Source organism: Falsihalocynthiibacter sp. S25ZX9 (assembly GCF_041205405.1).
Taxonomy (GTDB): Bacteria; Pseudomonadota; Alphaproteobacteria; order Rhodobacterales; family Rhodobacteraceae; genus Falsihalocynthiibacter; species Falsihalocynthiibacter arcticus.
This window is the reverse complement of record NZ_JBGFCD010000015.1, coordinates 95,594-118,755: the sequence shown is the minus strand read 5'-3', so window position 1 is coordinate 118,755 and position 23,162 is coordinate 95,594. Positions and strand designations below refer to the sequence as shown.

The window sequence follows — 23,162 nt, the reverse complement described above, 5'->3', positions numbered from 1 at the left end:
TCTTGCCCCCCGACGAGGCCTATGCCAACAAAACAGAACCAATGAGAGTAGCAGCCTGACATGAAACCCTGATCCACCTTAACAAGGCTGCAAACTGGTCGAAAACTTAGGACCACCTCTGATGTTTCCCGATTGATCTCACAAACTTGTCCCAAAACGATCTGCGGACACGCCATAAAACATTGAAATAAGTAAGGAAACGATATGATTAAACATAAAGAAACTGCTCTGGCAGAACAAAGAGCCGTGGCTTATGCGGACGGAGCAGTACTTTCAGGAACCACTGCTGCAGGTTGGGGGTGCCATGTTGTGCTCCATACAAGTGCGGGTAAAATAATTGAGGTGAACCGCGGAAGCTCCGCAAGTGCGACACTGCCTAGAGCAAATATTTTGGCGATGCTTGGCGCACTCAAAACGGCTCCAGTTGATTTGCCGCTATCAGCCTCCTGAATGGCGCGAATAAGGAGAGGCCAAGACGTGGACTCTGCTGTTAACTTGATCGCAACTCCGTCCCATTAAAGCACGTCTTCAGCCTCGCTGCGAAAGAACGTAGCCTGATCACCTCGTGCATAGTGTTTACGTTTCGGTATCGTCATATTCTTCAAAGGAGTTGCGGGTGTCTGTCAGCGCTTGTGAGACCTTCTCGTTACACTCTTCATGTGCGGTTTCAAAATGAAAGCGCTCATTACGGTCTACTTCACCTTTGAACCCTGTGATGCGAGACTCGTCGTCCTCTTCTAGACGATAGTGGAAGTAGGTGCCCTTGATGGCCTCTATCTGATCGGGGGACAGCGAAGATACGATGGGGCCAATTCGAACGGCCTCTCGGTGATCTGTTGCGCCGAGCGAGAAGGTTTCTTCTGCTTTGGGGTAGGTGTTGGCAATGTCTTTTGGAATAGCTGCTCGGTGATAATAGGTGGCGTTGCGGCGATATAATCTTGGGTGTCCGGCCATGTTTTTTAAAACTGCCACTGTAACACTCTTCTGTAGCACGCTGGATAGATATCGCTTTAAAAGCAGCAACTTGCAGTAATATAGGGTGATTCTGATTGGATGGTGGAGCCTAGCGGAATCGAACCGCTGACCTCTTGCATGCCATGCAAGCGCTCTACCAACTGAGCTAAGGCCCCATCCTGCAACTAGGTGTTGCGAAGTGCTGTTTAGGCAAGCGCGGGGAGGAGATCAAGGGAAAAAATCCCCGCGCAAAAGATTAATTGTCGTCGTCAGGCGCCGCGACATCTGCGATCTCGTCGAGAGGCACAGTGTCGTCATCGTCGTCGTCCTCAATGAAGTCATCTTCGAGATCAACTTCCTCAACTTCATCATCATCATCCTCTAGAACGACAACTTCTTCTTTTTCTGCATCTTTGGACGCGGTTTCAGCATCGGCCTTATCCGCCATCATGGTGCGTGCTTTCGACGAGGTGTCGATAACAACTTCTTCACCCGTGTAAGGGCTAATGATTGGTTTATTGTTTAGGTCGTAAAACCGCTTGCCGGTCGTTGGGCAAACACGTTTAATACCCCATTCTTCTTTGGGCATGGTTGTCCCCTTCAAGCTATCTAGAATTTCAGAGTTGAAGCCAACTGCCACAACATGGATAGGGTGTCAAAGGCTTTTAAAGATTGTAGGGGTAAGAAGCGGTTTTTCTCGTACACTTTTACGAAGTGTGAAACGATTTGTTAACTTGGAGGGGCGATGGACCGCCTATTATTACCTGGCGAGCCTCAGCTTGAAGTAACTCTGCGTCGCTCAGCGCAGGCCAAGAGGCTCAGTCTGCGTGTTTCGCGCCTTGACGGGCGGGTGACGTTGACGATGCCCAAGCGGGCAAAAGAGCGGGAAGCCATTGCTTTTGCATATGAAAAAGCGGACTGGATTCGCGGCCATCTTGTGGCGCGTCCTGAAAATTTGGTGCCCGAAATTGGCGGCTGGGTGTGGTTCCGTGGGGCCAAGATTCCCATCGTTGAGGGCAGGGGGCGGGCTGCAAAATTCGTCGATGGGGTCATATATGTGCCGATGGAGTCGCAAAAGGTGCCTATTCGGGTCGCGAGCTTCCTAAAACTTGCTGCGCGCGTTGATTTGACCGAGGCCAGCGAAGGATTCGCCCACGACTTGGGGGTGAGCTTAGGGCGAATTTCCTTGCGCGACACACGGTCTCGGTGGGGATCTTGCGCACACGATGGAAAATTGATGTACAGCTGGCGCCTCGTTATGGCCCCACCCTACGTATTGCGCTATGTCGCGGCGCATGAGGTGGCCCACCGCTTAGAGATGAACCATTCCGCTGATTTTTGGGCCGTTGTCGAGCGAATTTTTCCCGACCATAAAGACGCCCGCAATTGGCTGCGTGTTCACGGCGAAGAATTGCATCAGTTTCGTTTCACGGATTGACGTAGATCTGTTTTGTGATCACATTGGTTTTATGCAGACAAACAGCCGCCAAAATGACGCCCTTCACGAGCAAATCTATCGCCACCTACGGGCGAAGATCATGCATGGCGAACTTGCGCCCGGTCAGTCGCTAACCTTGCGGGGTTTGGGGGCGGAATATGGCGTGTCGATGACCCCTGTTCGGGAGGCCGCGCGGCGTTTGGTGGCAGAGGGCGCGTTGACGCTGTCCTCCTCTGGGCGGATTTCAACGCCTGAGTTGTCAAACGAACGAATCGAAGAATTGGCAGCATTGCGGGCGCTGTTGGAGCCTGAATTATCAAGTCGCGCCCTTCCACGCGCGCATATGGCCTTGATAGAACGGTTGCAGACCATCAATGTTTCGATCGCCGAACATATCGCAAAACAGGATGCTGTTGGCTATATTCGCACCAACTTGGAATTCCATCGAACGCTTTATTTGCGTGCTCAGGCGCCTGCTATCTTGGCGATGACGGAAACTGTTTGGCTTCAACTTGGACCAACGATGCGCGCCCTCTACGGGAAATTACGCCGTACCGAGACGCCAAGAAATCACCGTCTTATTGTTGCGGCTCTGCGTGCGGGAGATGAGCCAGGCTTGCGTCTGGCCATTCGCACCGATGTGACCCAAGGGTTGCGCCTATTGGCGAGTTAGCGGCCTTCCCCTCGATTCATATATTTGTAAGAATTTGGGAATGTTCGAATCAGCTTTGGGCTATTTCTTCGAACGCCGGATAGGAGGCATCCATGAGATGCTATACGGTTGTTTATTTGTAAAATTACAGCCGCATATTTATAAATTCATTTAATAAGGAGCGTAGTTGTAGCAATATTTGGTTGGTGGTGTTCGGGTTGAGATTTTCATCACGTTGTTTTTGTTCGTTAAAATATTGAGAATTGAGTTTTCCTCACTCCTTTCGGAATATTTGTAAATATTTGTATTGAATGTTGTAAGGCTGGGCGCTATGTTTTTTCAAACGCCGAACCCTGAAATGCGTCCAGAAGCGTAGCAACGCTAGGATGATCCAGACGGGTGAAAATTACCGCGCAGGTTGGCGATAGAAATCGACGAGTTGTTTGGGAGGCAGATTTGTTAGGTGTTCAACTAAACAAAATCGTCGAGAAATTTGGCGCCATACAAGCAGTTCACGGGACTGATTTGAAGGTCAAACCCAAGGATCGCGCTGCGGCGATGGTTATCCAAAACTCTGCGCTCTACCCCAACCCAATTGTGGCTGAAAATATCGCGTTTGGCCTCGAAATTTATAAAATTCCAAAGGGCGAAAGTAAGGAACCCGTCGTTGCTGTTGGCGAGACACTTGGGTTGACCGAGGACCTTGAGAGGCGGCCTGCGGACCTCTCTGGAGGGCAAAGACACCCCTTTGCGATGGGGCGTGCAATCGTTCACCGCCCAGAAGTTTCTCTGTTTGATGAAACTCGGTCAAATCTGGACGCCAAGCTGCGGACACAAATGCGCGCCGAGCTTAAACGGCTTCACAAACGTCTTGACGCGACCTCCATATACGTGACGCACGATCAGGCCGAAGCCATAACTTCGGCGGATCGTATCGTCGTTATGTGCAATGGGCGCATTGGGCAAAACAGTGGTGGTGTAGCCATGCCAATTGCGTTGGATTCGGTAGAAACCTTGGGCTCTGAAGCGCTTTTGCATTCGCAAGTTGACGATGTTTCCTTCGTGCCCAAAGTTCAAACGCATGGGGAAACTCCCCATCTCAAAGCACTCTATGTCGATACGTCTCGGATCAAAGTTTTTGGTATAAAAACGGGCCGTGCCATCGGCCTCCCTAAAAACACACAGAGGGGGCGGCCTATGCGACGACTCTCTGAAAATGCGATGTGGGTTTGTCTTCACATGCGGCGGAAATGGCAAATATATCTGCTGCTTGCGCCCACGGTCATCTGGTTTCTGATTTTCTTGTGCAAACCTATGTACGGCCTCCAGATTGCCTTCCCGATACCGATCATCTTAGCCTTGGCTTTCAATGAGTTCGTAATCCCTGGCCTGAAGAAAATCGCGCAAACCATTGTGTATTTGCCGCATTTTATCTCAACCGTCGTTCTGGTATTTAGCAAGAGGCTGGCTTTAGTTCGATTTTGCCAACAGTCCTCGTCATGTTGATTATTCGGATCGGCAATATTCTTGAGATCTGGTTCGAGTTCATCTTCCTGCTGTATCAACCCACGGCTTATGAAATCTCCGATGTGATTTCGAGCTTCATTTATCCTCAGGGTCTTGCCGGGGCGCAATATGATGCGGCTCCCGCCGCGGGCCTGTTCAACGCTGTCGTCGCATTTGTCCTTGTTGCGACTGCCGCCACAATCAGCAAACCCGTTTCGCGCGCTTCATTGTGGTGAGGATAAATACTTGCAGAAAAACATGAACCTTTACTCTCGCGGCGACAAAGCATTTGCCTATTTGAACATGGCGCTGGTGAACGCTTTCAACATTACCCTTTTGCGCAAATTTTTTGAGGCACTCCTTGCTCCCTCTGGGGAAGCGGCACGTTTGGATAGCACCAAGGAGTTCCAAGGGCTTTGGAAAGTGTTCATCCCGCTTTCAAAACCGGCAATCGCGACGATCAGTCTGTTCTGTATTGTGGTGCGGTGGAACGGGTTTTTCTGTGCGATGATCTTGGTGCGCGACGAAGATAAGTCGTCGTTTCAAGTCAATATGCGCAAAATTATTGTAGAGCTTCAGGCCGACAATGACTTCGGGGCTGTATTGCTTACATCCGCCTTTTCGTTCGAAGCCGTCAATGCCGCGGTCATGGTCTGCTCGATCCTTATGGTTTTGATTGTTTACCCGTTCATCCAGAAATCCTTCAACAAAGGTATTTTTAAAGGCGGCGTAAAAGAACAATGAAGTCAAAGCATTATGGAAATTATATGCGGAAAACTACTTTGGTTGGGGCCGCGTTGTTGTCAACGGCAATCGGACCAGCACGTCCTGTTTTGGCGGGGGGGGAGTACCTTGCGTCGGAAGAACCGATCACATTGGACATTTTTTCCCACAAAAAACTATTCGTCTATGATGACAATTGGCCGATTGAATTGGCCACCGCTGCCGCATCAAACGTGACCCAAGATGCGTTCAATATCATGCTCGCATCGGATGATACTCCTGACATTGTTGGTGGCCAAGCGCTCAAGGAAAGCTTCAACCAACTGGGCCTAGAAGCTCCTCGGAACGTCGATGAAATTTATGCGATTTTGACAGAGTTTCGCGCTCAAGTTCTCAATAGCAACGGCCTAAAGGATGAAATCCCCGTTTTTAACCGGGAGTGGGAGGAAATGCAGCGCCTTGTGACAATGTGGGACGGCCACACATCTGGGGCGGATTCCCACAACGATTTTTATCTCAATGATGATCAAATCTGTCATGACTACATGGAAAACAGCGTCAAAGAAGGCATCAAGAACTTCTCTAAATGGAACGCCGAAGGTTTGATTGACCCCGAAACTTTTACCCAAGGAGGTGAACTCGCTGAAAATCAGCCCCGATTCAAATGGTTGCCGGTTGGCGAGGAAATCGCGCATAAGACACAGTTTTTCGAAAATCTTCCGTGGAAGTTTTTCACCCGCGGCACCGGATTGGAGACAGGATATTGTTTTTGGGGCTTCGATGTCTGGGATGAAGCCGCGGGTAAGACTGAGGCGAACTGGTCCAAAATCCGTGCGTTTACAGTGATTGATGCCCAAACCAATGTGCCGCCTTCTGACCGTACGGTGCGGTATGGATGGGTGGAAGCGAGCCACCCTCGGTTGTGGACAAATTCGCGAACTCTAGCGACCTTCAAGAAGGATGTTGCCAAGGACCTGAGCTATTATTCATGGCATGTGTTCGTTAAAAAGTCCGCCAAGGGGGGGATGGACCACGACATCATGGCCGAGCCTTCACGCTATGAAAACGATCAACGCACGCCGCCTGCTTGGCGCCAACCCAATATTGATTACCAAGAATTGGTCTATGCCATTCGCCACTTGGCCATCGCGGGGAAGGTTCTTGAAAACCCCGCCTACTTGCGGCGGGTAAAAGAGTGGCAATTACCGGCCTGTCCGTGGGAAATTGATAGCGCAACGTCGCGGCCTTATACCGATGAGTGGGCGTTTTGCGTTAGCGTTGCCTTGGTTCGGGGCTTTTACTGGCTGCATGATTTACCGCCGGAGGAGGAACGTGTCTTCGCCCGCCACCACCTTTTTGAGCGCACCCGTCAGACGGTGGACCACCTTATAAAACACGCCAAAATTCAGCCTTTTCTCTGCAACAGTCATGCTGTGTGTGGGGTTTCCGCCGTACCTATTCCTGCCTGTATCACGATGAGGGGCGAGGGGGCGGAAGCAAAAGAATGGCTCGATCCTTCCATCAATTTCCTTTCGACCAGCTATACCCCTTGGGGCGATAACGCGGGGAGGGGGGCCGAAGGACCGCATTATTGGATGTCGAGCACGGCCCATTTGACAGAAGCGGCAAATCTCGTGAGACCCAATTTCGGGATCGACCTGTACCAGCGTCCGTTTATTCAACAAACGGGTGACTTCCCCGCCTATACCAACAGCCCGGATACGCGCCGCGCCGCCATTCAGCACCGTTTGGGCGACCCAAAGGAGCACATTCAATTTGTGTTTAAGTCCTCACCTTACGGCTCCGCTTCCCACAGTCACGGCGACCAAAATGCGTTCTGCCTAGCAGGTTTCGCCGAAGAGCGGGAAAACCACATTTATATCAAGGGGGACACGACCGAAGCCTATAAGCATTTCAACTTCTCCGAGACGAAGGTTCAACGCGAAGTCCATTTCGTGCGTGACAGCTATTATGTGTTCATTGACATAAATTGGCTGTGCCAAACAAATGGCGAATATGACCTCGGAAAATCCAACTTCCGCTGCAATGTTGAAAAAACTGGTTTTCCCGATGTTGGCCCAAGCGAGTATGACGGGCTTGCTGTTTCGACGGCCCTTCACGTGAAATTCCCCAAAGAAAAACGTCATCGCATAGCAATTCTGCTTGTTTCATATTCAATGGAGGCCCCAAAACGGGTTTTCCATTTCCTTGATGATCAAGGGTATGATCGCGATTTTTACTTCACCGACGCGGATGAAAACGCGTTTAAAATCACCATCCAAAAACTGGCGAAAGCCTAAGGAATCACCCGATGTTGGGTGAATAACAGGAGCTTACTATGAATCTCAAAGGAAAAACCGCGATTGTAACTGGCGGCGGACGCGATATTGGTCGTGCTTGCGTTATGCGTTTGGCTAAAGAAGGCGCGAACGTTGCGATCAACTATTTCCAGTCTTCCGAAGGTGCAGATTCAGCCGTTGCTGAAATCAAAGCCGCGGGTGGCAATGCCTTCGCAATGCAAGGCGACATGACCAAACAAAACGAAGTAAAAGCGCTCGTTGCGGCGACTGTTGAAGCTTACGGAAGCGTTGATACACTTATGCATGTGTCTGGCGGGATCGTTAAGCGTGTTTCTATCGCGGACATGACTTTGGAGCACTGGAACAAGGTTATGGAGTTGAACACAACGTCGTTCTTCCTCGCCGTAAATGCAGTCATTCCGTTCCTCAATGAAGGGTCTTCTATTGTGTCGATTGCGTCGCAAGCGGGCCGCGACGGTGGTGGACCGGGGGCTGCAGTTTATGCGGCGTCCAAAGGTGCGATGACAACCTTGACCCGTGGCTTGGCCAAAGAACTTGGGCCGAAAGTTCGCGTGAATGCATTGTGTCCGGGCATGATCGACACTGATTTTCACAACATCTTCTCCAAGCCAGAAGTGCGTACGCATGTCGCTGGCATCACCCCCTTGAAACGCGAAGGCACGCCAGACGAGGTTGCAAACTTGGCCGTATTCCTCGCGTCCGACGAAGCTTCCTTTATCACGGGTGCAAACGTCGACATAAATGGCGGCTTGCTCTTCTCTTAAGCAGCGCGGCCACAGCCTTTCTGGGCTGTGGCCAACCCATATTTCAAGCGGAGGTATATTGATGGCCACCCCCGCCTTACTAAGGCGTCATATACCGAGATGCCCTCAAAGATAAGATGGTCGGTGGCATGATGATTATGTTTGCCAGTCACCTTCTTGGGTATACGTCCGGACAAGCCTCCTTCCTCACCACTGTTGCGCCGCTTGTTCTCCTCGTGCGTTACCCGTTTCTGGAAGTTGTGAATCGCCTTCCTCGGTTTCGCGTCATGTTGGCTCCCCTGCGTGACACGCCTGAACGCAAGTATCCGTCGCGCAAAAATCGTGCTTTCTAAATTGTTCTAACAACGTAACCGCTCATGCGCCGCCCCCTCGCTATCTCGATGACCAAGAGCCTGTTTATCATTTTGAAAACAACCGGCGCAATTCTCTCGCGGAACATTTGGGACCGAAACGCTGACCTGAACGGTTTTTGGTGAGCCTTGCTCGCTCGGCCCCTTTCCGATCCTTATGATTGTACCCGAATTCGTTAAGGTCCCAAACGGCAGCCCTCTGTATTTGTTCGTAAGCACGTATGCTTCTTTTATGGGGGTACTGTTTGCGGGGCAAAACTTGGCAAACCCCCTTTATTTCACCGCGTAACTTCGGGAGGGGCAGGGGGTTTCTGTCCTAACCTTTTGACGGCGATGATCACGGTTTTCTTGTCTGGTCGATGGCTTCCGAATTTTGCCCATCTTCGGTCTGAGCTGGCTGCGCGCCTTAGGGCTTGTCCTGTCCTTCAGCATTCCTCTTCATATCGTCAAGACGGGCGTTTAGTTTTCTTTAGAACGCAAAAAGGCAACCACAGGGCTGCCTTTTTGATTGCCGGGTACATCGGATTAGGCGTGGATCGGACCGTCGCCACAGGCCAGTGCGGCTTCGCGTACAGCTTCGGAGTAGGTTGGGTGCGCATGGCACGTGAGCGCGATGTCTTGAGCACTGGCGCCAAACTCCATAGCAATACAAATCTCGTGGATCATGTCGCCAGCAGCGGGGCCGATGATATGAGCGCCTAAAACGCGGTCGGTGTCTTTGTCTGCAAGGATTTTTACGAAACCTTCGCCTTGGAAAACGGCCTTAGCGCGGGCGTTCCCCATGAATGAAAACTTCCCGACTTTGTAGTCTACGCCTTTTTCTTTCAGGACCTGTTCCGTCGCGCCAACGCTGGCCACTTCGGGGCTCGTGTAGATCACGCCGGGGATCACGTTATAGTTCACGTGGCCTGATTTGCCTGCGATTTGCTCAGCGACGGCCATGCCCTCGTCTTCGGCTTTATGGGCCAGCATGGGTCCTTCGATGACGTCGCCAATGGCGTAAATGCCCTCGATATTTGTATCCCAATGGGCACCGGTCGCGATTTGTCCGCGTTCCGTCATTTTGCCGCCGAGGGCTTCAAAGCCAAGATTGTCGACATAAGGACGACGGCCCGTTGCAACCAAAACGACGTCTGCATCAAGGCTCACTTCGCTGTCGTCTTTGCGCAGTTTATAGGTGACTTTTGCCTTGGTTTTGGTCGCTTCAACGTTTTGAACTGCAGCACCCATAATGAAGTTCAGCCCTTGTTTGCTGAGAATCCGTTTCAACGTTTTCTGTACGTCTTTATCCATGCCGGGTGTGATTTCGTCGAGGAACTCGATCACGGTCACTTCGGTGCCAAGGCGGGCGTAAACCGACCCCAACTCAAGCCCGATGACGCCAGCGCCAATCACAACCATGGAGCGCGGGATTTTGGCTAAATCGAGCGCGCCAGTTGATGTGACAATCCGTTTCTCGTCGACTTCAACGCCGCGTAGGCTGCTGGCTTCGGATCCCGTTGCGATGACGATAGATGTCGCTGTGTGAACCTCGTCGCCAACTTTGACTTGGCCTGCGGCGGGGATGCTGCCCCAACCTTTGATCCAGTCGATTTTGTTCTTCTTAAATAGAAACTCGATGCCTTTAGTGTTTTGGCTGACAACGTCTTCTTTATAGGCCTTCATTTTGGGCCAATCGACCGAAGGGGATTTTCCCATGAGGCCCATTTTTGTGAAGTTGTGTTCGGCTTCGTGCAGCATGTGGCTGGAATGCAATAGGGCCTTGGAGGGGATACAGCCCACATTGAGGCAGGTGCCTCCGAGTGTGTCGCGGCCCTCGACGCAAGCAGTTTTCAAGCCGAGTTGGGCAAGGCGGATAGCGCAGACATAGCCGCCGGGGCCGCTGCCGATAACGATCGCATCATAATGTGCCATGGGTCTCTCCTTGGGTAGGAATTTCAATAATCTAAAGTGTGTTTCTGGCCAAGCTTAAGCGGTTTAAGTTTGGAATGTAGGGGTTTAGGGAATGAGTGCTGCGATAATCATCATAATGGTCGCAACGAGGCCCGCGAACCAAACATAGCTTCGCCAAGGCGTCAGCCCGTAAACATAGCAAAACACATATAAGATGCGCGCGACGACGTAGATATACGCGCAAGTTGCCGTGAGAACGGAGGATTGATTGCCGAGCGTGACAACAACCACAGCGAGGGTGAACATAACCAGCCCCTCAAAATGGTTGTCCAGCGCGCGTTTGATACGGGCCGCATTTCCAGACAAGTCGGGCGCGTTATCGCGCGTCCCCATTGCGACGTTGCGACCAAGTTGGCGCTGCCCTGCGATCATATAGGAAAAGTATTGTGCGCTTTGCACGAGGCCAGCGAGGGCAAGAGCGGTAAGTTCTGGGGTCATCTTTGCGGCCTACTTTGTGGTTCGGACGCCCCCGCTCTTTGAGAAGCGGGGGCGGTCTGAATTTACAGATCCATCAACAAGCGACGGGGATCTTCGAGGGCTTCTTTAACACGCACAAGGAAAGTCACTGCGCCTTTTCCGTCCACAATGCGGTGGTCGTAAGACAGCGCGAGATACATCATCGGGCGAATGACAACTTGTCCGTTGATCGCCATGGGGCGGTCTTGGATTTTGTGCATGCCGAGGATGCCAGCTTGGGGCGGGTTGAGGATGGGCGAGGACATAAGCGAGCCATAGACGCCGCCGTTTGAGATCGTGAACGTTCCACCCTGCATTTCGGCCATGGAAAGTTTTCCATCCCGTGCCCGGGCGCCTTTTTCGGCGATGGCCTTTTCGATTTCAGCAAATGACATGGCATCTGCGTCACGGATTACCGGAACAACAAGACCTGTTGGGGTGCCCGCTGCAATACCCATGTGCACAAAGTTTTTGTAGACGACATCTGTGCCATCGATCTCTGCGTTGACCTCTGGGATTTCCTTCAGGGCGTGACAGCATGCCTTGGTGAAGAAGGACATGAAGCCCAGCTTGACGCCATGCTTTTTAAGGAACAGGTCTTTGTATTCGTTACGAAGCCCCATCACTTCGGTCATGTCCACTTCGTTATAAGTGGTCAGCATGGCCGCTGTGTTTTGGCTCTCTTTTAGGCGACGCGCGATTGTCTGGCGCAGGCGTGTCATTTTCACGCGCTCTTCGCGTGAGGCGTCGTCAGGGACACTTGGGGCGCGTGGTGCGGCGGCAGCAGATGGAGCGGTAACGGCCGAAGCTGATGCCAGTGCCTTTTGCACGTCATCCTTCATAACGCGGCCATCGCGGCCTGTGCCTTGAACGGAGCCTTCAGAAAGGTTGTTCTCGGCCATAAGTTTTTTTGCACTCGGGGCGTCCTCGATGCTTTTGCCGGCGGTTGCGGCCGGTGCAGTTGCCGCGGCGGCGGCGGTCGCAGCAGAAGATGCGCCGCTTCCGCCGATAACGGCGAGCTTGGCCTTCGCGTCGACAGTGGTGCCCTCAGGTGCAAGGATTTCGCTCAATACACCAGCTGCGGGAGCAGAAACTTCAACGGAAACTTTGTCGGTTTCGAGTTCACAAAGCATTTCATCTTGGGCAACAGTGTCTCCGACCTTTTTGAACCATGTGGAAACCGTTGCTTCGGTTACGGATTCGCCAAGGGTAGGGACCATGACATCAACGCTTGTTGTCGTTTCTGACGCGGGTTTTGACGCCGTTGGCGCGGCTTCGGGTGCTGCGGATTTGGCTGCGGGGGCACTTGCCGCGCCAGCTCCTGTATCGATTGTTGCGAGGAGTGCATCGACGCCAACGGTTTCCCCTTCGGCGGCAATGATGGATTCCATAGTACCGGCAGCGCTCGCAGCGACTTCGACGGTTACCTTGTCGGTTTCCAGTTCGCAGAGCATTTCATCGACGGCAACCGCGTCGCCTGGCTTTTTGAACCATGTGGCGACGGTGGCTTCGGTGACGCTTTCGCCTAGAGTGGGGACACGGACTTCTGTGGACATGATAGCTTATCCTTGCAGTGTGAGCGCTTCGTTGATGAGCGCCGCTTGTTGAGCTTTATGTTGAGAGGCGAGGCCCGTCGCAGGGCTGGCCGCGGTGGCGCGTCCTGCATATACGGGACGGCGATGTTTTGCTTTGATGCGTCCGAGGACCCATTCGATATTGGGTTCCATGAAGGTCCAAGCGCCTTGGTTTTTTGGCTCTTCTTGGCACCAGATGACGTCCGCGTTTTCGAACCGTTTCAACTCATTCACCAGAGATTTGGCGGGGAAGGGGTAGAATTGTTCCACACGCATCAGGTAAATATCATCGATTCCACGGGCATCACGCTCTTCGAGGAGGTCGAAGTAGACCTTGCCAGAGCACATGACAACGCGTTTTATTTTATCGTCTGCTGCCAAGGTTGTATCGCTATTGCCTTTTTGCGCGTCATCCCAAAGGACACGGTGGAAGGAGCTTCCTGTCGTGAAATCTTCGACGGTTGAAATCGCGAGTTTGTGGCGCAGCAGTGATTTCGGTGTCATCAATACCAGCGGCTTGCGGAAGCTGCGGTGCATCTGGCGGCGCAGAATGTGGAAATAGTTGGCTGGGGTCGTACAGTTGGCGACGATCCAGTTGTCCTGTCCACACATTTGCAAGAAACGCTCAAGGCGGGCTGAGCTGTGTTCTGGGCCTTGGCCTTCGTATCCGTGCGGCAACAACATCACGAGGCCCGACATGCGCAACCATTTGCTCTCGCCAGATGAGATGAACTGGTCGATCATGATTTGCGCACCATTGGCAAAATCGCCAAATTGCGCTTCCCAAGCCACAAGAGCATTGGGTTCGGCCAGTGAGTAGCCATATTCAAACCCCAGCACGGCGTATTCGGACAGCATCGAGTCGATGACATCAAAATGTGCTTGGCCTTCGCGGATGTGATTGAGCGGGAAATAGCGCTCTTCGGTATCTTGGTTTACGATGCCTGAGTGACGTTGGCTGAAGGTGCCACGCATCACGTCTTGGCCTGAAAGGCGCACGGGGTATCCTTCGACCTCAAGGGAGCCAAATGCGAAGGCTTCGCCTGTGGCCCAGTCGATCCCTTTGCCAGTTTCAACCATTTTGGCCTTGGCTTCCATCAAGCGTGCCACTGTTTTATGGACTGGAAACCCATCTGGAACGGTTGAGATCGCCTTGCCAACTTCGGCAAAGACTTTGGGAGACACTGCCGTTTTCCCACGCTGATAGGTTTCTTTTTGCGCGTTGAGGTGCTTCCAGCGCCCGTCAAGCCAGTCGGCTTTGTTCGGTTTGTAATCATTGCCAGCTTCGAATTCGGCGTTGAGGTAAGCTTGGAAGCTCGCCTTCATATCCTCAATCTCGCCTTCGGGGATCAAGCCGTCTTTGACCAAACGCTCTGTATAGAGCTGCAAAGTGGTCTTTTGTTTTTTGATCCGCTTGTACATGATCGGGTTGGTGAACATGGGCTCGTCGCCCTCGTTGTGCCCAAAACGACGATAGCAGAATATATCGAGGACCACGTCTTTGTGGAACTTTTGGCGGAATTCAGTGGCAACTTTGGCTGCATGAACAACCGCCTCGGGATCGTCGCCGTTCACGTGGAAAATCGGCGCCTCAACCATCAAGGCAATATCCGTGGGGTAGGGGCTTGACCGGCTAAAATGCGGCGCGGTTGTAAAGCCAATTTGGTTGTTCACAACGATGTGGATTGTGCCGCCAGTTTTGTGGCCCACGAGACCAGATAGACCGAAACATTCCGCCACAACACCTTGGCCCGCAAAGGCCGCGTCGCCGTGTAGAAGGATCGGCAAGGATTCGGTACGATTGACATCCTTCATTTGTGCTTGCTTGGCGCGCACTTTGCCCAAGACGACGGGGTTCACGGCCTCAAGGTGGCTTGGATTTGCGGTCAACGAGAGGTGAACCGTGTTGCCATCAAACTCGCGGTCCGAAGACGCGCCGAGATGGTATTTCACATCGCCAGAACCGTCGACGTCTTCTGGTTTATAGCTGCCGCCCTGAAACTCATTGAAAATCGCGCGGTATGGTTTGCTCATCACATTACACAGAACGGATAGACGACCACGGTGGGGCATGCCGATCACGATGTCTTTGACGCCCAGCGAGCCGCCGCGTTTGATGATCTGCTCCATCGCGGGGATGAGGCTTTCGCCACCATCCAGACCAAACCGTTTGGTGCCCATGTATTTGACGTGCAGGAATTTTTCGAAACCCTCGGCCTCAACCAGCTTGTTGAGAATGGCTTTGCGCCCTTCGCGGGTGAACTGGATTTCTTTGCCGTAGCCTTCGATCCGTTCCTTGAGCCAGCCTGCTTCTTCGGGGTTGGAAATGTGCATGTATTGCAGCGCAAACGTGCCGCAATATGTCCGTTTGACGATATCGATGATCTGGCGCATCGACGCGATCTCAAGTCCGAGAACATTGTCGATAAAGATCGGGCGGTCCATGTCGGCCTCAAGGAAGCCATAGGTTTTTGGATCGAGTTCAGGATGGGTCGTGGTGTCGGTCATGCCAAGGGGGTCTAGGTCCGCCGCAAGGTGGCCACGGATGCGATAAGCGCGGATAACCATCAACGCGCGGATACTATCGAGAACGGCTTGCTTTAGTTGATCGTCGGAGACTTCCACACCCTTTTCGGCGGCCTTACTTTTGATTTTCGCACCCGCAGCTTCGGGTTCAGCGGCCCATTGACCGTCGAGCGCTTGCGTGAGGTCATCATGTGGGATCGGAGGCCAATCGGCACGTGCCCAGCTTGGGCCAGAAGCTTCTGCAACGACATCATCGCCGTTGTCGCCTAAACCCGCAAAAAACGCCTGCCAAGCCGTATCAACAGCCGTCGGGTCTTTGGCAAATTGCGCGTAAAGTTGCTCAATGTATTCCGCGTTATGGCCTTGAAGGAAGGAGGACGCGTGGAACTGGTCGTTAGAGCTTTGGTCGGTCATTCTGATAGCTTTCCGAGTGACATGGGGGTTGTTGTAATCGTGATATTTACCGCATAGAGCGCGGGAGTTTTGGCGGGTGCGCCATCGGTTTCTTCGATGGGCGTTAAAAGATCGGTGACGGTTTGTACGTCAATTTCGCTCAGCAGGATACGGCTGCGCTCCGTGGCTTCGCGCAGAAGGTGGCGGCTAGGAACATCGGGCAAGCCAGTCCATGGGACGAGCGTTTGGGTAAGGGTTTCTTCGGCGAGGATGGCAAGCCAGCTTGGACCTGCGAGGACGCACCACGGTTTTTTTGTTTCCAGACCTAGAGGGGCAAAGAAGACATCGCCGTGCTGATAGACGGGCTGGTTTGGGGCTAAGTTGGACCCACCGAGCACCGACATTGTGAGGAATTGCGCTGTTTGCACCGAAGCCTTTGTCGCGGCGGGGTCAAGCGTGGCGATAAGATTGCTTGCAGTAAGTATGTCCGGCAGTGTTTTTGTGTTTTCGACACGCTGCCAGCCTTCGTCCAACAAGGTAGTGGAATAAAGGAGCTTCACTTCTGGGAGGGCTGCGCAGCGCGAAATTGCGGTGGCGGCGGCCTCTTGGGCGGTGAGGGGGGCGGCCGGCGCGCTACCCGCAACTAGGGAAAGTCCCGCAGCAAATGCTACGGGAACAACCCAATGTGCAAGGGGTGCGCGCAGGCCCATTTTGTTAGCCGATCGCCTTGAGAACAGCTTCGCCGAGTGTGGCGGGGCTATCTGCGACGATGATTCCAGCGGCTTTCATCGCTTCGATTTTACTCTCTGCGTCGCCTTTACCACCGGCAACAATCGCGCCTGCGTGGCCCATACGGCGGCCGGGAGGGGCTGTGCGACCCGCGATGAAGCCAGCTGTTGGTTTCCAACGGCCTTTTTTGCGCTCATCCGCAAGGAATTGCGCCGCTTCTTCTTCTGCGGAACCACCGATTTCACCGATCATGATGATCGAATGCGTTTCGGGATCGGCAAGGAACATTTCCAGCACGTCAATGTGCTCTGTGCCTTTGATGGGGTCACCACCGATGCCAACAGCTGTGGATTGGCCGAGGCCGATGTCAGAAGTTTGTTTCACGGCTTCATATGTAAGTGTGCCTGAGCGGGAAACAACACCGACGGAACCACGTTTGTGGATCGAACCGGGCATAATGCCGATTTTACACGCATCTGGTGTAATCACGCCCGGGCAGTTAGGGCCGATAAGACGCGATTTGGAACCTTCAAGCGCCCGTTTCACACGCATCATATCGAGAACAGGGATGCCCTCAGTGATACAAATGATGAGTTCCATCTCGGCGTCGATCGCCTCTAGGATCGAATCTGCCGCGAAGGGGGGCGGCACATAGATCACGGAGGCGTTGGCCCCAGTGATGTGACGCGCTTCGTGGACGGAGTTGAACACAGGCAGGTTCAAGTGGGATTGCCCACCCTTGCCCGGAGTGACGCCGCCAACCATTTTCGTGCCATATGCGATGGCTTGTTCGGTGTGAAAAGTGCCCTGCGAGCCAGTAAGACCCTGACAGATGACTTTGGTATTTTCGTTTACGAGTACTGCCATGATTTTAGCCCTTCACCGCTTTGACGATTTTCTGTGCGCCATCTTTGAGGTCGTCGGCGGCTATTACGTCCACGTCGGAGTTGTTGATGATTGCTTTGCCTTCGGCCACGTTTGTGCCTTCGAGGCGAACAACCAATGGAACCTTGAGGCCCACTTCTTTCACGGCAGCAATCACGCCCTCAGCGATCACATCACAGCGCATGATACCGCCAAAGATGTTCACAAGGATGCCTTTGACGTTGGGATCGGACGTGATGATTTTGAAGGCTTCGGTGACTTTCTCTTTGGTCGCGCCGCCGCCAACATCAAGGAAGTTTGCAGGCTCAGCACCGTAGAGTTTGATGATGTCCATTGTCGCCATCGCCAGACCCGCGCCGTTGACCATACAGCCGATTTCGCCGTCGAGGGCGATGTAGTTGAGATCGTATTTCGAGGCTTCAAGCTCTTTGGCGTCTTCTTCGCTTTCGTCGCGCAATGCGATGATATCGGCGTGGCGATACAAAGCATTGCCGTCAAACGAGACTTTCGCATCGAGCACTTTAAGGTCGCCGCTGTCGGTAACGATCAGCGGGTTGATTTCCAGCATCTCCATGTCTTTCTCAACGAAAGCTTTATAGAGCAGCCCCATCAGACCGACACATTGCTTAACCTGCGCGCCCTTAAGGCCGAGGGTGAAAGCAACACGGCGGCCGTGGAAGCTTTGGTAACCCGTTGCCGGATCAACCGAGAAGGAGAGGATTTTTTCAGGGGTCGCTGCAGCGACTTCTTCGATGTCCATGCCGCCTTCGGTGGAGCAAACGAAGGAGATACGCGATGTTTGGCGATCAACGAGCAACGCAAGGTACAGCTCAGTTTCAATGCCAGAGCCATCTTCGATGTAGATACGGTTGACTTGTTTGCCGGCTGGGCCAGTTTGGTGCGTGACCAAAGTGCGTCCAAGCATTTTTGCGGCTTCTGCAGCGGCCTCGGCCACAGATTTGGTGAGACGTACACCGCCAGCGGGGCCTGCGGACTCTTCTTTGAATTTACCTTTGCCGCGTCCACCTGCGTGGATTTGCGCTTTTACTACCCAAAGAGGGCCGTCGAGTTCGCCTGCGGCGGTTTTCGCATCTTCAGCTTTGAGGACGACACGCCCATCTGACACAGGTGCGCCAAAGCTGCGAAGAAGGGCTTTGGCCTGATACTCATGAATATTCATGAAAGAATCCAATCTTAATGCTACGTTCCTAAGTACCTAAACACGCATGTAAGGTGTAAATAAACGGTTTTCATTACATTTGGATGCAATATAGGGAATTTTCGCCATTTTGTGATCACACCAATAATTGGTGTGATCACAAAATGCGGAAGCCGAGAATGCTTGTGGTGGATTCGAGAGGTGGTAAATGTGTAATTTAAGGGTCGCCAGAAGGATTGATGAATGAAAACAGAAGATTTCGCGTCTAAATGGGCCGTTGTAATAACCGTGAGCGAGCCGAGTGAATTGGTTTTGGCGAATGTCGCCCATCATCTCACGCATGGGGCAAGTGAGATTTTCGTCTATTTGGATACGCCGGACGCGGAGCTTGAAGCGGTTTTGGCTGCGCATCCGGCTTGTCATGTCGCCTTGTGTGACGCCGCCTATTGGCAAGTCCAACACGGGATGAAAAAACCTCCTGCGCGACATACGCGCCGCCAAACCCTGAATGCCGATCTGGCAGCCAAGACGACTCGCGCCGCATGGTTGCTAAATATCGATGCCGATGAGTTTTTGTGGTGTGAGGGTCGATTCGCGGACATTTTGACCACAGTCCCCGAGTCTGCGGGCTGGATAAAACTCCGGCCATGGGAAAGGCGGCGTTTTGCTGGTCGTGCTGAAGGGCTTTTTGACGGGCGATTTCTGGGACTACATGTGCTTCCGTCCGAAAGGCCACTCACCGAGGGTGGTTTCACGGGGCATTTGGTCGGTAAAGCTTGTGTGAGAACCGGCCGAGGGTATGCCCTAACGCTTCACAACCCAAGGATCGGCCCCGTCAAGGAAAGAAGTATTCCAAAATCCTTCGAGGATGACAACGCCTACCTGCTTCATTTTGATGGTTTGACGCCGTTGCATTGGGCGAGCAAACTGCTTCGGCGTGCAGAAAAAGGCCCAGAATACGTGCGGAATAACTATCGTGGGAAAAGGTTGCGGCAGATTTACTTGGCGGCGCAAACATGCGGCGATCCAGCAAACCTTGCTAAGCTTCAAAACGAAGTGACGTATATTTCGCCCGAACGCGCAGAGGTTTTAACGGGCGAGGGAATGCTGCGCATGTTAGATCTGCAGATTCCGCAGGCGCTAAATACGCAGTTTTCGAATGAGGTTGTTGATCTTACCACCCAGCATTTCGACAAAAAAATCGCACCACTTCTAGATCAATTGCGTGCGCGTGTCGCGGCGCGCGGAGATGTATGGGGAGTGGGGAAATAGAAAAAGGGCTGAGTCTCCCCAGCCCTTTTCGCATTCATTTCCCTTAAAGTCTTAAGCGAGGGAAGGGTCGATCTCTTTACATGCTGCAACCAAACCTTTGACCGCATTGACTGAGCTGTCGAACATTTCTTGCTCTTCTTTGGTCAACTGAATGTCGGCAATGCGTTCAATGCCGCCCGCGCCGATCACGGTCGGAACCCCAACATAGAAACCATTGAGGCCAAACGCGCCATCAACGTAGGCCGCGCAAGGCAGTAGACGTTTTTGGTCCTTGAGGTAGGCTTCAGCCATTTCAATTGCGGAAGTTGCTGGCGCGTAGAACGCGGAGCCAGTTTTCAAAAGACCGACGATTTCGGCGCCACCATCACGGGTGCGTTGGACGATCGCGTCGAGCTTTTCTTGTGTTGTCCAACCCATTTTGATGAGGTCGGGCAAAGGGATGCCAGCAACGGTTGAATACCGAATGAGCGGAACCATTGTATCGCCGTGTCCACCCAAAACAAAAGCTGTCACGTCGCGCATGGAGACGTTGAACTCCGCTGAAAGGAAGTGGCGGAAACGTGCGGAGTCAAGAACGCCCGCCATGCCGCAAACTTTGTGGTGCGGAAGACCAGAGAATTCGCGCAGTGCCCAAACCATCGCATCAAGCGGGTTTGTGATACAGATGACGAATGCGTTTGGCGCGTGTTTTGCAATGCCTTCGCCGACGGATTTCATAACCTTGAGGTTGATGCCCAAAAGGTCGTCACGGCTCATGCCGGGTTTGCGTGCGACACCAGCGGTGACGATGCAAACGTCCGCGCCTGCGATATCTGCGTAATCTGTGGTGCCAGACATGGCCGCATCAAAACCCTCGGAGGGGCCGGATTCTGCGATGTCGAGAGCTTTGCCTTGGGGCGTTCCGTCTGCGATGTCGAAAAGGACGACGTCGCCCAGTTCTTTCATTGCAGCAAGGTGAGCGAGCGTGCCGCCGATTTGCCCTGAGCCGATAAGTGCGATTTTGGGTCTAGCCATGAAATTGATCCTTGGTCTGTTTAATCCGCCATTTGCCTATCCATTTGCGGAGCATCACGCAAGGGTGCTGCACTGCGGCAGGGGGGAACTTTGAGGGTTTAGATAGCGCTAACAACCATATAAAGGTGCAGGTAACCGTGCTAAAACATGCGCATTTCATTCGGAGACAACATGGAACTGGACCCAACATTTTTCGCATTTGCGGTACCTGCGGTGTTGTTTGCGGGGATTTCCAAGGGGGGATTCGGCAGTGGGGCGGCCTTTGCGGCGACTCCATTACTGGCGCTGATTCTCACGCCTGGGCAAGCGGTCGGGCTTATGTTGCCTCTTTTGATGTTGATGGACTTGGGAGCTTTGAAAGCATTTTGGGGGAAATGGAATTGGGCCACGGCCAAGATTATGATCCTCGGATCACTCCCTGGAATCGCGATTGGTGGGGCCTTGTTTGGTGTGGCGAACCCAAATGTGTTTAAGTTTTTGATTGGAATGGTTGCCGTCGGATTCGTCGTTTATCAAGTGTCGCGCTCGACCGGGTTGTTGCGAATTTCCACGAAAGAGATGCCTAAATGGAAGGGGTATCTCGCTGGCGCTGTCTCGGGTTTTACAAGTTTCATCAGTCATGCAGGCGGACCTCCCGCAGCTGTTTATCTGTTGTCCAAAAATATGAACAAAACAGAATTTCAAGCGACGACCGTCATTGTATTTTGGGCTATAAACTTGATGAAATTTCCGCCGTACTACATGCTTGGGATGTTTACCAAGGAAACGGCGGTTGCGGTTGCCTATCTGGCACCCGTTGCATTTTTGGGCGTGTATTTGGGTGTCATCGGCCACCGCAAGATGCCCGAAACACTATTCTTCCGCGTGACTTATGTCTTTTTGCTCATTACTGGCGGCAAACTCATTTGGGACAGTTTGGTTTAGATTATCAAACTTCGTCACCAGTGAGGGACGCGAGATCTTCGTTCATGGTTTCGAAGGCTTGGCCGGACGCGACAAGGCATGTCTTTCCGTTGGCCATCGTCACCGTAATGGTCCAAGTGCCGGACGTCTGGCTGGCGAAAACTTCGACAACTGCGTTATTTGCGCCCAATCCTATGCTTTGGCGGGTCTCGCCGTACTTATTTGCAAGCCGGTCAACAATTGCTATCCGGTCGCCGCAATTTACGCGTTGTTGTGCCTGTGCGCCTTGTGCAACGATCAACATCGCACCAACGGCAAGAGTAAGTGTTAAAAACTGATTCTTCATGTTTCTCTTCCTTTTTCAAAAGGTGCTAAACCCTATGCCGGGCCAATCCAGAGAGGTTCTGGCGGCAGGGGCTTTGCCCGTGTGGTTGCAGGGGTCGGGTCGTTTCGTTCCGTCGTTTTGGCGGCCATGCCTGACGGACCTCCTAATGCCCAACGTTGGAAACAGCTTGCATTAGCTTAGCAAATAAGTGGTTAAGCCGCCGTACTGTGATCCTTTTCAAAAGGTTAATTTCGTCTGCTGTGAAGTCTCGATGGGTAAAATTCTGCACCGCGGCAATTTTTCCCTTGTCATTTGATGCGGTATGGGGATTGATTGCGCAACAATATTGCGAGGACAATTATAGCATGCCAGTAGAAACCTCTCTTACCCGCTCCGTTTTATATATCCCAGCTTCCAAGGAACGCGCCTTGGAAAAAGCGCGAGGACTGGAGACCGATGCCATAATCTTTGACCTTGAAGATGCCGTGGCTCCTGACGAGAAAGAAACGGCAAGGGCCGTCCTACGCAAAGCTTTGACACAAGGCGGGTATGGGAGCCGATTGCGCATCGTGCGCATTAACGGAGCGGAAACGGAGTGGGGTAAAGCTGATATTGAAGCTCTTAAAACAATGGATTTCGATGCGGTTTTATTGCCAAAAGTCGAAAATGCGGCGGATATTTCGAACGTGAATTCCGCGTTGCCAGACATCCCAGTGTGGGCCATGATCGAGACGCCGAAGGGCATCTTGCACGCCGAAGAAATTGCGGCGCACCCCGCCCTTGAAGGGTTTGTCATGGGTACAAACGATCTCGCCAAGGAACTTCGATGTCGTTTTCGGGCGGACCGATTGCCACTCATGGGGGCCCTTCAATCGGCTCTACTGGCGGCGCGCGCGCATGGGGTGATCGCCATTGATGGCGTCTATAACGCTTTCAAGGATGACGCCGGTCTTGCACTTGAGTGTGAGCAGGGGCGCGACCTTGGATTTGACGGAAAGACTCTCATACATCCCGCACAACTCGCCACCGCGAACAGGGTTTTCTCGCCTAGCGCTGCGGAAGTCGACTTGGCAAATCGCCAAATTGAAGCCTATGAGACCGCCGAGGCAGTGGGGCAGGGCGTTGCGGTCGTAGATGGGAAAATTGTGGAGAACCTCCATGTGGTTACGGCACGCCAAATTCTTTCTCAAGCGAAGGCCATTGCACAGGCCCAAGATTAAAGGCAATGTGAAGCGGATTTACATTGCGTGTCGGCGCAGCTTTTG

Annotated in this window: 23 protein-coding genes and 1 tRNA gene; 12 read left to right on the top strand and 12 right to left on the bottom strand. The window is 52.7% G+C overall.

The window, feature by feature from the left end; translation table 11 throughout:
- The first annotated feature begins 204 nt into the window (after positions 1-204).
- Positions 205-450 carry a hypothetical protein gene (locus AB9F29_RS16570; protein ID WP_369756451.1) on the top strand — a complete coding sequence of 82 codons (246 nt, stop codon included), beginning with the start codon at positions 205-207 and terminating at the stop codon, positions 448-450.
- A gap of 126 nt (positions 451-576) precedes the next feature.
- Here the strand turns inward: AB9F29_RS16570 and AB9F29_RS16565 are convergent, their stop codons facing one another.
- From AB9F29_RS16565 to AB9F29_RS16555, 3 genes are all read right to left on the bottom strand, one after another.
- Positions 577-972 carry a DUF6538 domain-containing protein gene (locus AB9F29_RS16565; RefSeq protein WP_369756450.1) on the bottom strand — a complete coding sequence of 132 codons (396 nt, stop codon included), beginning with the start codon at positions 970-972 and terminating at the stop codon, positions 577-579.
- 82 nt (positions 973-1,054) lie between these two features.
- A tRNA-Ala gene (locus AB9F29_RS16560) sits at positions 1,055-1,130 on the bottom strand.
- An 80-nt stretch (positions 1,131-1,210) separates the two neighbouring features.
- Positions 1,211-1,543: a TIGR02300 family protein gene (locus AB9F29_RS16555; RefSeq protein WP_335584135.1), complete on the bottom strand. Its 333-nt coding sequence runs from the start codon at positions 1,541-1,543 to the stop codon at positions 1,211-1,213.
- A 156-nt stretch (positions 1,544-1,699) separates the two neighbouring features.
- On the opposite strand from AB9F29_RS16555, the gene AB9F29_RS16550 reads away from it, so the two are divergent.
- From AB9F29_RS16550 to AB9F29_RS16515, 8 genes are all read left to right on the top strand, one after another.
- Positions 1,700-2,392: a M48 family metallopeptidase gene (locus AB9F29_RS16550; protein ID WP_369756449.1), complete on the top strand. Its 693-nt coding sequence runs from the start codon at positions 1,700-1,702 to the stop codon at positions 2,390-2,392.
- A 31-nt stretch (positions 2,393-2,423) separates the two neighbouring features.
- Positions 2,424-3,065 (top strand): GntR family transcriptional regulator, encoded by a 642-nt coding sequence (locus tag AB9F29_RS16545; RefSeq protein WP_039001435.1) that lies wholly within the window; start codon positions 2,424-2,426, stop codon positions 3,063-3,065.
- Between the two features lie 435 nt (positions 3,066-3,500).
- Positions 3,501-4,550 (top strand): ATP-binding cassette domain-containing protein, encoded by a 1,050-nt coding sequence (locus AB9F29_RS16540; RefSeq protein ID WP_369756447.1) that lies wholly within the window; start codon positions 3,501-3,503, stop codon positions 4,548-4,550.
- Complete coding sequence (locus AB9F29_RS16535) at positions 4,544-4,786, top strand: hypothetical protein (RefSeq protein WP_369756446.1); 243 nt, start codon at positions 4,544-4,546, stop codon at positions 4,784-4,786. The genes AB9F29_RS16540 and AB9F29_RS16535 overlap by 7 nt, the downstream gene beginning before the upstream one ends.
- Positions 4,787-4,808: 22 nt before the next feature.
- Complete coding sequence (locus AB9F29_RS16530; RefSeq protein WP_369756445.1) at positions 4,809-5,294, top strand: ABC transporter permease subunit; 486 nt, start codon at positions 4,809-4,811, stop codon at positions 5,292-5,294.
- A gap of 23 nt (positions 5,295-5,317) precedes the next feature.
- On the top strand, positions 5,318-7,573 hold the full coding sequence (locus AB9F29_RS16525; RefSeq protein ID WP_369756444.1) for a hypothetical protein: 2,256 nt from the start codon (positions 5,318-5,320) through the stop codon (positions 7,571-7,573).
- A gap of 38 nt (positions 7,574-7,611) precedes the next feature.
- Positions 7,612-8,358, top strand: a complete 747-nt coding sequence (locus AB9F29_RS16520) for an SDR family NAD(P)-dependent oxidoreductase (RefSeq protein ID WP_039001430.1) — start codon at positions 7,612-7,614, stop codon at positions 8,356-8,358.
- 128 nt (positions 8,359-8,486) lie between these two features.
- Positions 8,487-8,690, top strand: coding sequence for a hypothetical protein (locus tag AB9F29_RS16515; RefSeq protein ID WP_335584128.1), 204 nt, complete (start codon positions 8,487-8,489; stop codon positions 8,688-8,690).
- A 543-nt stretch (positions 8,691-9,233) separates the two neighbouring features.
- Here the strand turns inward: AB9F29_RS16515 and lpdA are convergent.
- The 7 genes from lpdA to sucC all read right to left on the bottom strand — a co-directional run bounded on the left by lpdA (position 9,234) and on the right by sucC (position 18,404).
- On the bottom strand, positions 9,234-10,622 hold the full coding sequence (gene lpdA, locus AB9F29_RS16510) for a dihydrolipoyl dehydrogenase (protein WP_369756443.1): 1,389 nt from the start codon (positions 10,620-10,622) through the stop codon (positions 9,234-9,236).
- A gap of 84 nt (positions 10,623-10,706) precedes the next feature.
- Positions 10,707-11,099 (bottom strand): MAPEG family protein, encoded by a 393-nt coding sequence (locus AB9F29_RS16505; RefSeq protein WP_335584126.1) that lies wholly within the window; start codon positions 11,097-11,099, stop codon positions 10,707-10,709.
- Between the two features lie 62 nt (positions 11,100-11,161).
- Positions 11,162-12,673, bottom strand: coding sequence for a 2-oxoglutarate dehydrogenase complex dihydrolipoyllysine-residue succinyltransferase (gene odhB, locus AB9F29_RS16500; RefSeq protein WP_369756442.1), 1,512 nt, complete (start codon positions 12,671-12,673; stop codon positions 11,162-11,164).
- A gap of 6 nt (positions 12,674-12,679) precedes the next feature.
- Positions 12,680-15,631, bottom strand: coding sequence for a 2-oxoglutarate dehydrogenase E1 component (locus AB9F29_RS16495; protein WP_369756441.1), 2,952 nt, complete (start codon positions 15,629-15,631; stop codon positions 12,680-12,682).
- Positions 15,628-16,320, bottom strand: a complete 693-nt coding sequence (locus tag AB9F29_RS16490) for a hypothetical protein (RefSeq protein WP_335584124.1) — start codon at positions 16,318-16,320, stop codon at positions 15,628-15,630. The genes AB9F29_RS16495 and AB9F29_RS16490 overlap by 4 nt, the downstream gene beginning before the upstream one ends.
- Before the next feature lie 4 nt (positions 16,321-16,324).
- Positions 16,325-17,206, bottom strand: coding sequence for a succinate--CoA ligase subunit alpha (gene sucD, locus AB9F29_RS16485; protein ID WP_039001423.1), 882 nt, complete (start codon positions 17,204-17,206; stop codon positions 16,325-16,327).
- Between the two features lie 4 nt (positions 17,207-17,210).
- Positions 17,211-18,404 (bottom strand): ADP-forming succinate--CoA ligase subunit beta, encoded by a 1,194-nt coding sequence (gene sucC, locus AB9F29_RS16480; protein WP_335584123.1) that lies wholly within the window; start codon positions 18,402-18,404, stop codon positions 17,211-17,213.
- A 222-nt stretch (positions 18,405-18,626) separates the two neighbouring features.
- Between sucC and AB9F29_RS16475 the strand changes: the two genes are divergently transcribed.
- Complete coding sequence (locus AB9F29_RS16475; protein ID WP_369756440.1) at positions 18,627-19,655, top strand: glycosyltransferase family 2 protein; 1,029 nt, start codon at positions 18,627-18,629, stop codon at positions 19,653-19,655.
- A gap of 51 nt (positions 19,656-19,706) precedes the next feature.
- Here the strand turns inward: AB9F29_RS16475 and mdh are convergent, their stop codons facing one another.
- A complete protein-coding gene (gene mdh / locus AB9F29_RS16470; protein WP_039001421.1) occupies positions 19,707-20,669 on the bottom strand; it encodes a malate dehydrogenase in 963 nt (320 codons plus the stop codon).
- A 171-nt stretch (positions 20,670-20,840) separates the two neighbouring features.
- Here mdh and AB9F29_RS16465 point away from each other — a divergent pair, with 171 nt between their 5' ends.
- Entirely contained in the window at positions 20,841-21,593 is a 753-nt protein-coding gene (locus tag AB9F29_RS16465) for a sulfite exporter TauE/SafE family protein (RefSeq protein ID WP_335584121.1), read from the top strand.
- A 4-nt stretch (positions 21,594-21,597) separates the two neighbouring features.
- On the opposite strand, the gene AB9F29_RS16460 is transcribed toward AB9F29_RS16465, so the two are convergent.
- Entirely contained in the window at positions 21,598-21,918 is a 321-nt protein-coding gene (locus AB9F29_RS16460) for a hypothetical protein (RefSeq protein WP_335584120.1), read from the bottom strand.
- Between the two features lie 344 nt (positions 21,919-22,262).
- Between AB9F29_RS16460 and AB9F29_RS16455 the strand changes: the two genes are divergently transcribed.
- Positions 22,263-23,117: a CoA ester lyase gene (locus tag AB9F29_RS16455; protein WP_369756439.1), complete on the top strand. Its 855-nt coding sequence runs from the start codon at positions 22,263-22,265 to the stop codon at positions 23,115-23,117.
- Positions 23,118-23,162: the final 45 nt, after the last annotated feature.

What these genes read in the sequence shown, in the direction of transcription:
- AB9F29_RS16570 (WP_369756451.1), top strand. Translation starts at nt 205, where the DNA reads ATGATTAAACATAAAGAAACTGCTCTGGCAGAACAAAGAGCCGTGGCT.
- AB9F29_RS16555 (WP_335584135.1), bottom strand. Translation starts at nt 1,543, where the DNA reads ATGCCCAAAGAAGAATGGGGTATTAAACGTGTTTGCCCAACGACCGGC.
- AB9F29_RS16550 (WP_369756449.1), top strand. Translation starts at nt 1,700, where the DNA reads ATGGACCGCCTATTATTACCTGGCGAGCCTCAGCTTGAAGTAACTCTG.
- AB9F29_RS16545 (WP_039001435.1), top strand. Translation starts at nt 2,424, where the DNA reads ATGCAGACAAACAGCCGCCAAAATGACGCCCTTCACGAGCAAATCTAT.
- AB9F29_RS16535 (WP_369756446.1), top strand. Translation starts at nt 4,544, where the DNA reads ATGTTGATTATTCGGATCGGCAATATTCTTGAGATCTGGTTCGAGTTC.
- AB9F29_RS16530 (WP_369756445.1), top strand. Translation starts at nt 4,809, where the DNA reads ATGAACCTTTACTCTCGCGGCGACAAAGCATTTGCCTATTTGAACATG.
- AB9F29_RS16525 (WP_369756444.1), top strand. Translation starts at nt 5,318, where the DNA reads ATGCGGAAAACTACTTTGGTTGGGGCCGCGTTGTTGTCAACGGCAATC.
- AB9F29_RS16520 (WP_039001430.1), top strand. Translation starts at nt 7,612, where the DNA reads ATGAATCTCAAAGGAAAAACCGCGATTGTAACTGGCGGCGGACGCGAT.
- AB9F29_RS16515 (WP_335584128.1), top strand. Translation starts at nt 8,487, where the DNA reads ATGATGATTATGTTTGCCAGTCACCTTCTTGGGTATACGTCCGGACAA.
- lpdA (WP_369756443.1), bottom strand. Translation starts at nt 10,622, where the DNA reads ATGGCACATTATGATGCGATCGTTATCGGCAGCGGCCCCGGCGGCTAT.
- AB9F29_RS16505 (WP_335584126.1), bottom strand. Translation starts at nt 11,099, where the DNA reads ATGACCCCAGAACTTACCGCTCTTGCCCTCGCTGGCCTCGTGCAAAGC.
- odhB (WP_369756442.1), bottom strand. Translation starts at nt 12,673, where the DNA reads ATGTCCACAGAAGTCCGTGTCCCCACTCTAGGCGAAAGCGTCACCGAA.
- AB9F29_RS16495 (WP_369756441.1), bottom strand. Translation starts at nt 15,631, where the DNA reads ATGACCGACCAAAGCTCTAACGACCAGTTCCACGCGTCCTCCTTCCTT.
- AB9F29_RS16490 (WP_335584124.1), bottom strand. Translation starts at nt 16,320, where the DNA reads ATGGGCCTGCGCGCACCCCTTGCACATTGGGTTGTTCCCGTAGCATTT.
- sucD (WP_039001423.1), bottom strand. Translation starts at nt 17,206, where the DNA reads ATGGCAGTACTCGTAAACGAAAATACCAAAGTCATCTGTCAGGGTCTT.
- sucC (WP_335584123.1), bottom strand. Translation starts at nt 18,404, where the DNA reads ATGAATATTCATGAGTATCAGGCCAAAGCCCTTCTTCGCAGCTTTGGC.
- AB9F29_RS16475 (WP_369756440.1), top strand. Translation starts at nt 18,627, where the DNA reads ATGAAAACAGAAGATTTCGCGTCTAAATGGGCCGTTGTAATAACCGTG.
- mdh (WP_039001421.1), bottom strand. Translation starts at nt 20,669, where the DNA reads ATGGCTAGACCCAAAATCGCACTTATCGGCTCAGGGCAAATCGGCGGC.
- AB9F29_RS16465 (WP_335584121.1), top strand. Translation starts at nt 20,841, where the DNA reads ATGGAACTGGACCCAACATTTTTCGCATTTGCGGTACCTGCGGTGTTG.
- AB9F29_RS16460 (WP_335584120.1), bottom strand. Translation starts at nt 21,918, where the DNA reads ATGAAGAATCAGTTTTTAACACTTACTCTTGCCGTTGGTGCGATGTTG.
- AB9F29_RS16455 (WP_369756439.1), top strand. Translation starts at nt 22,263, where the DNA reads ATGCCAGTAGAAACCTCTCTTACCCGCTCCGTTTTATATATCCCAGCT.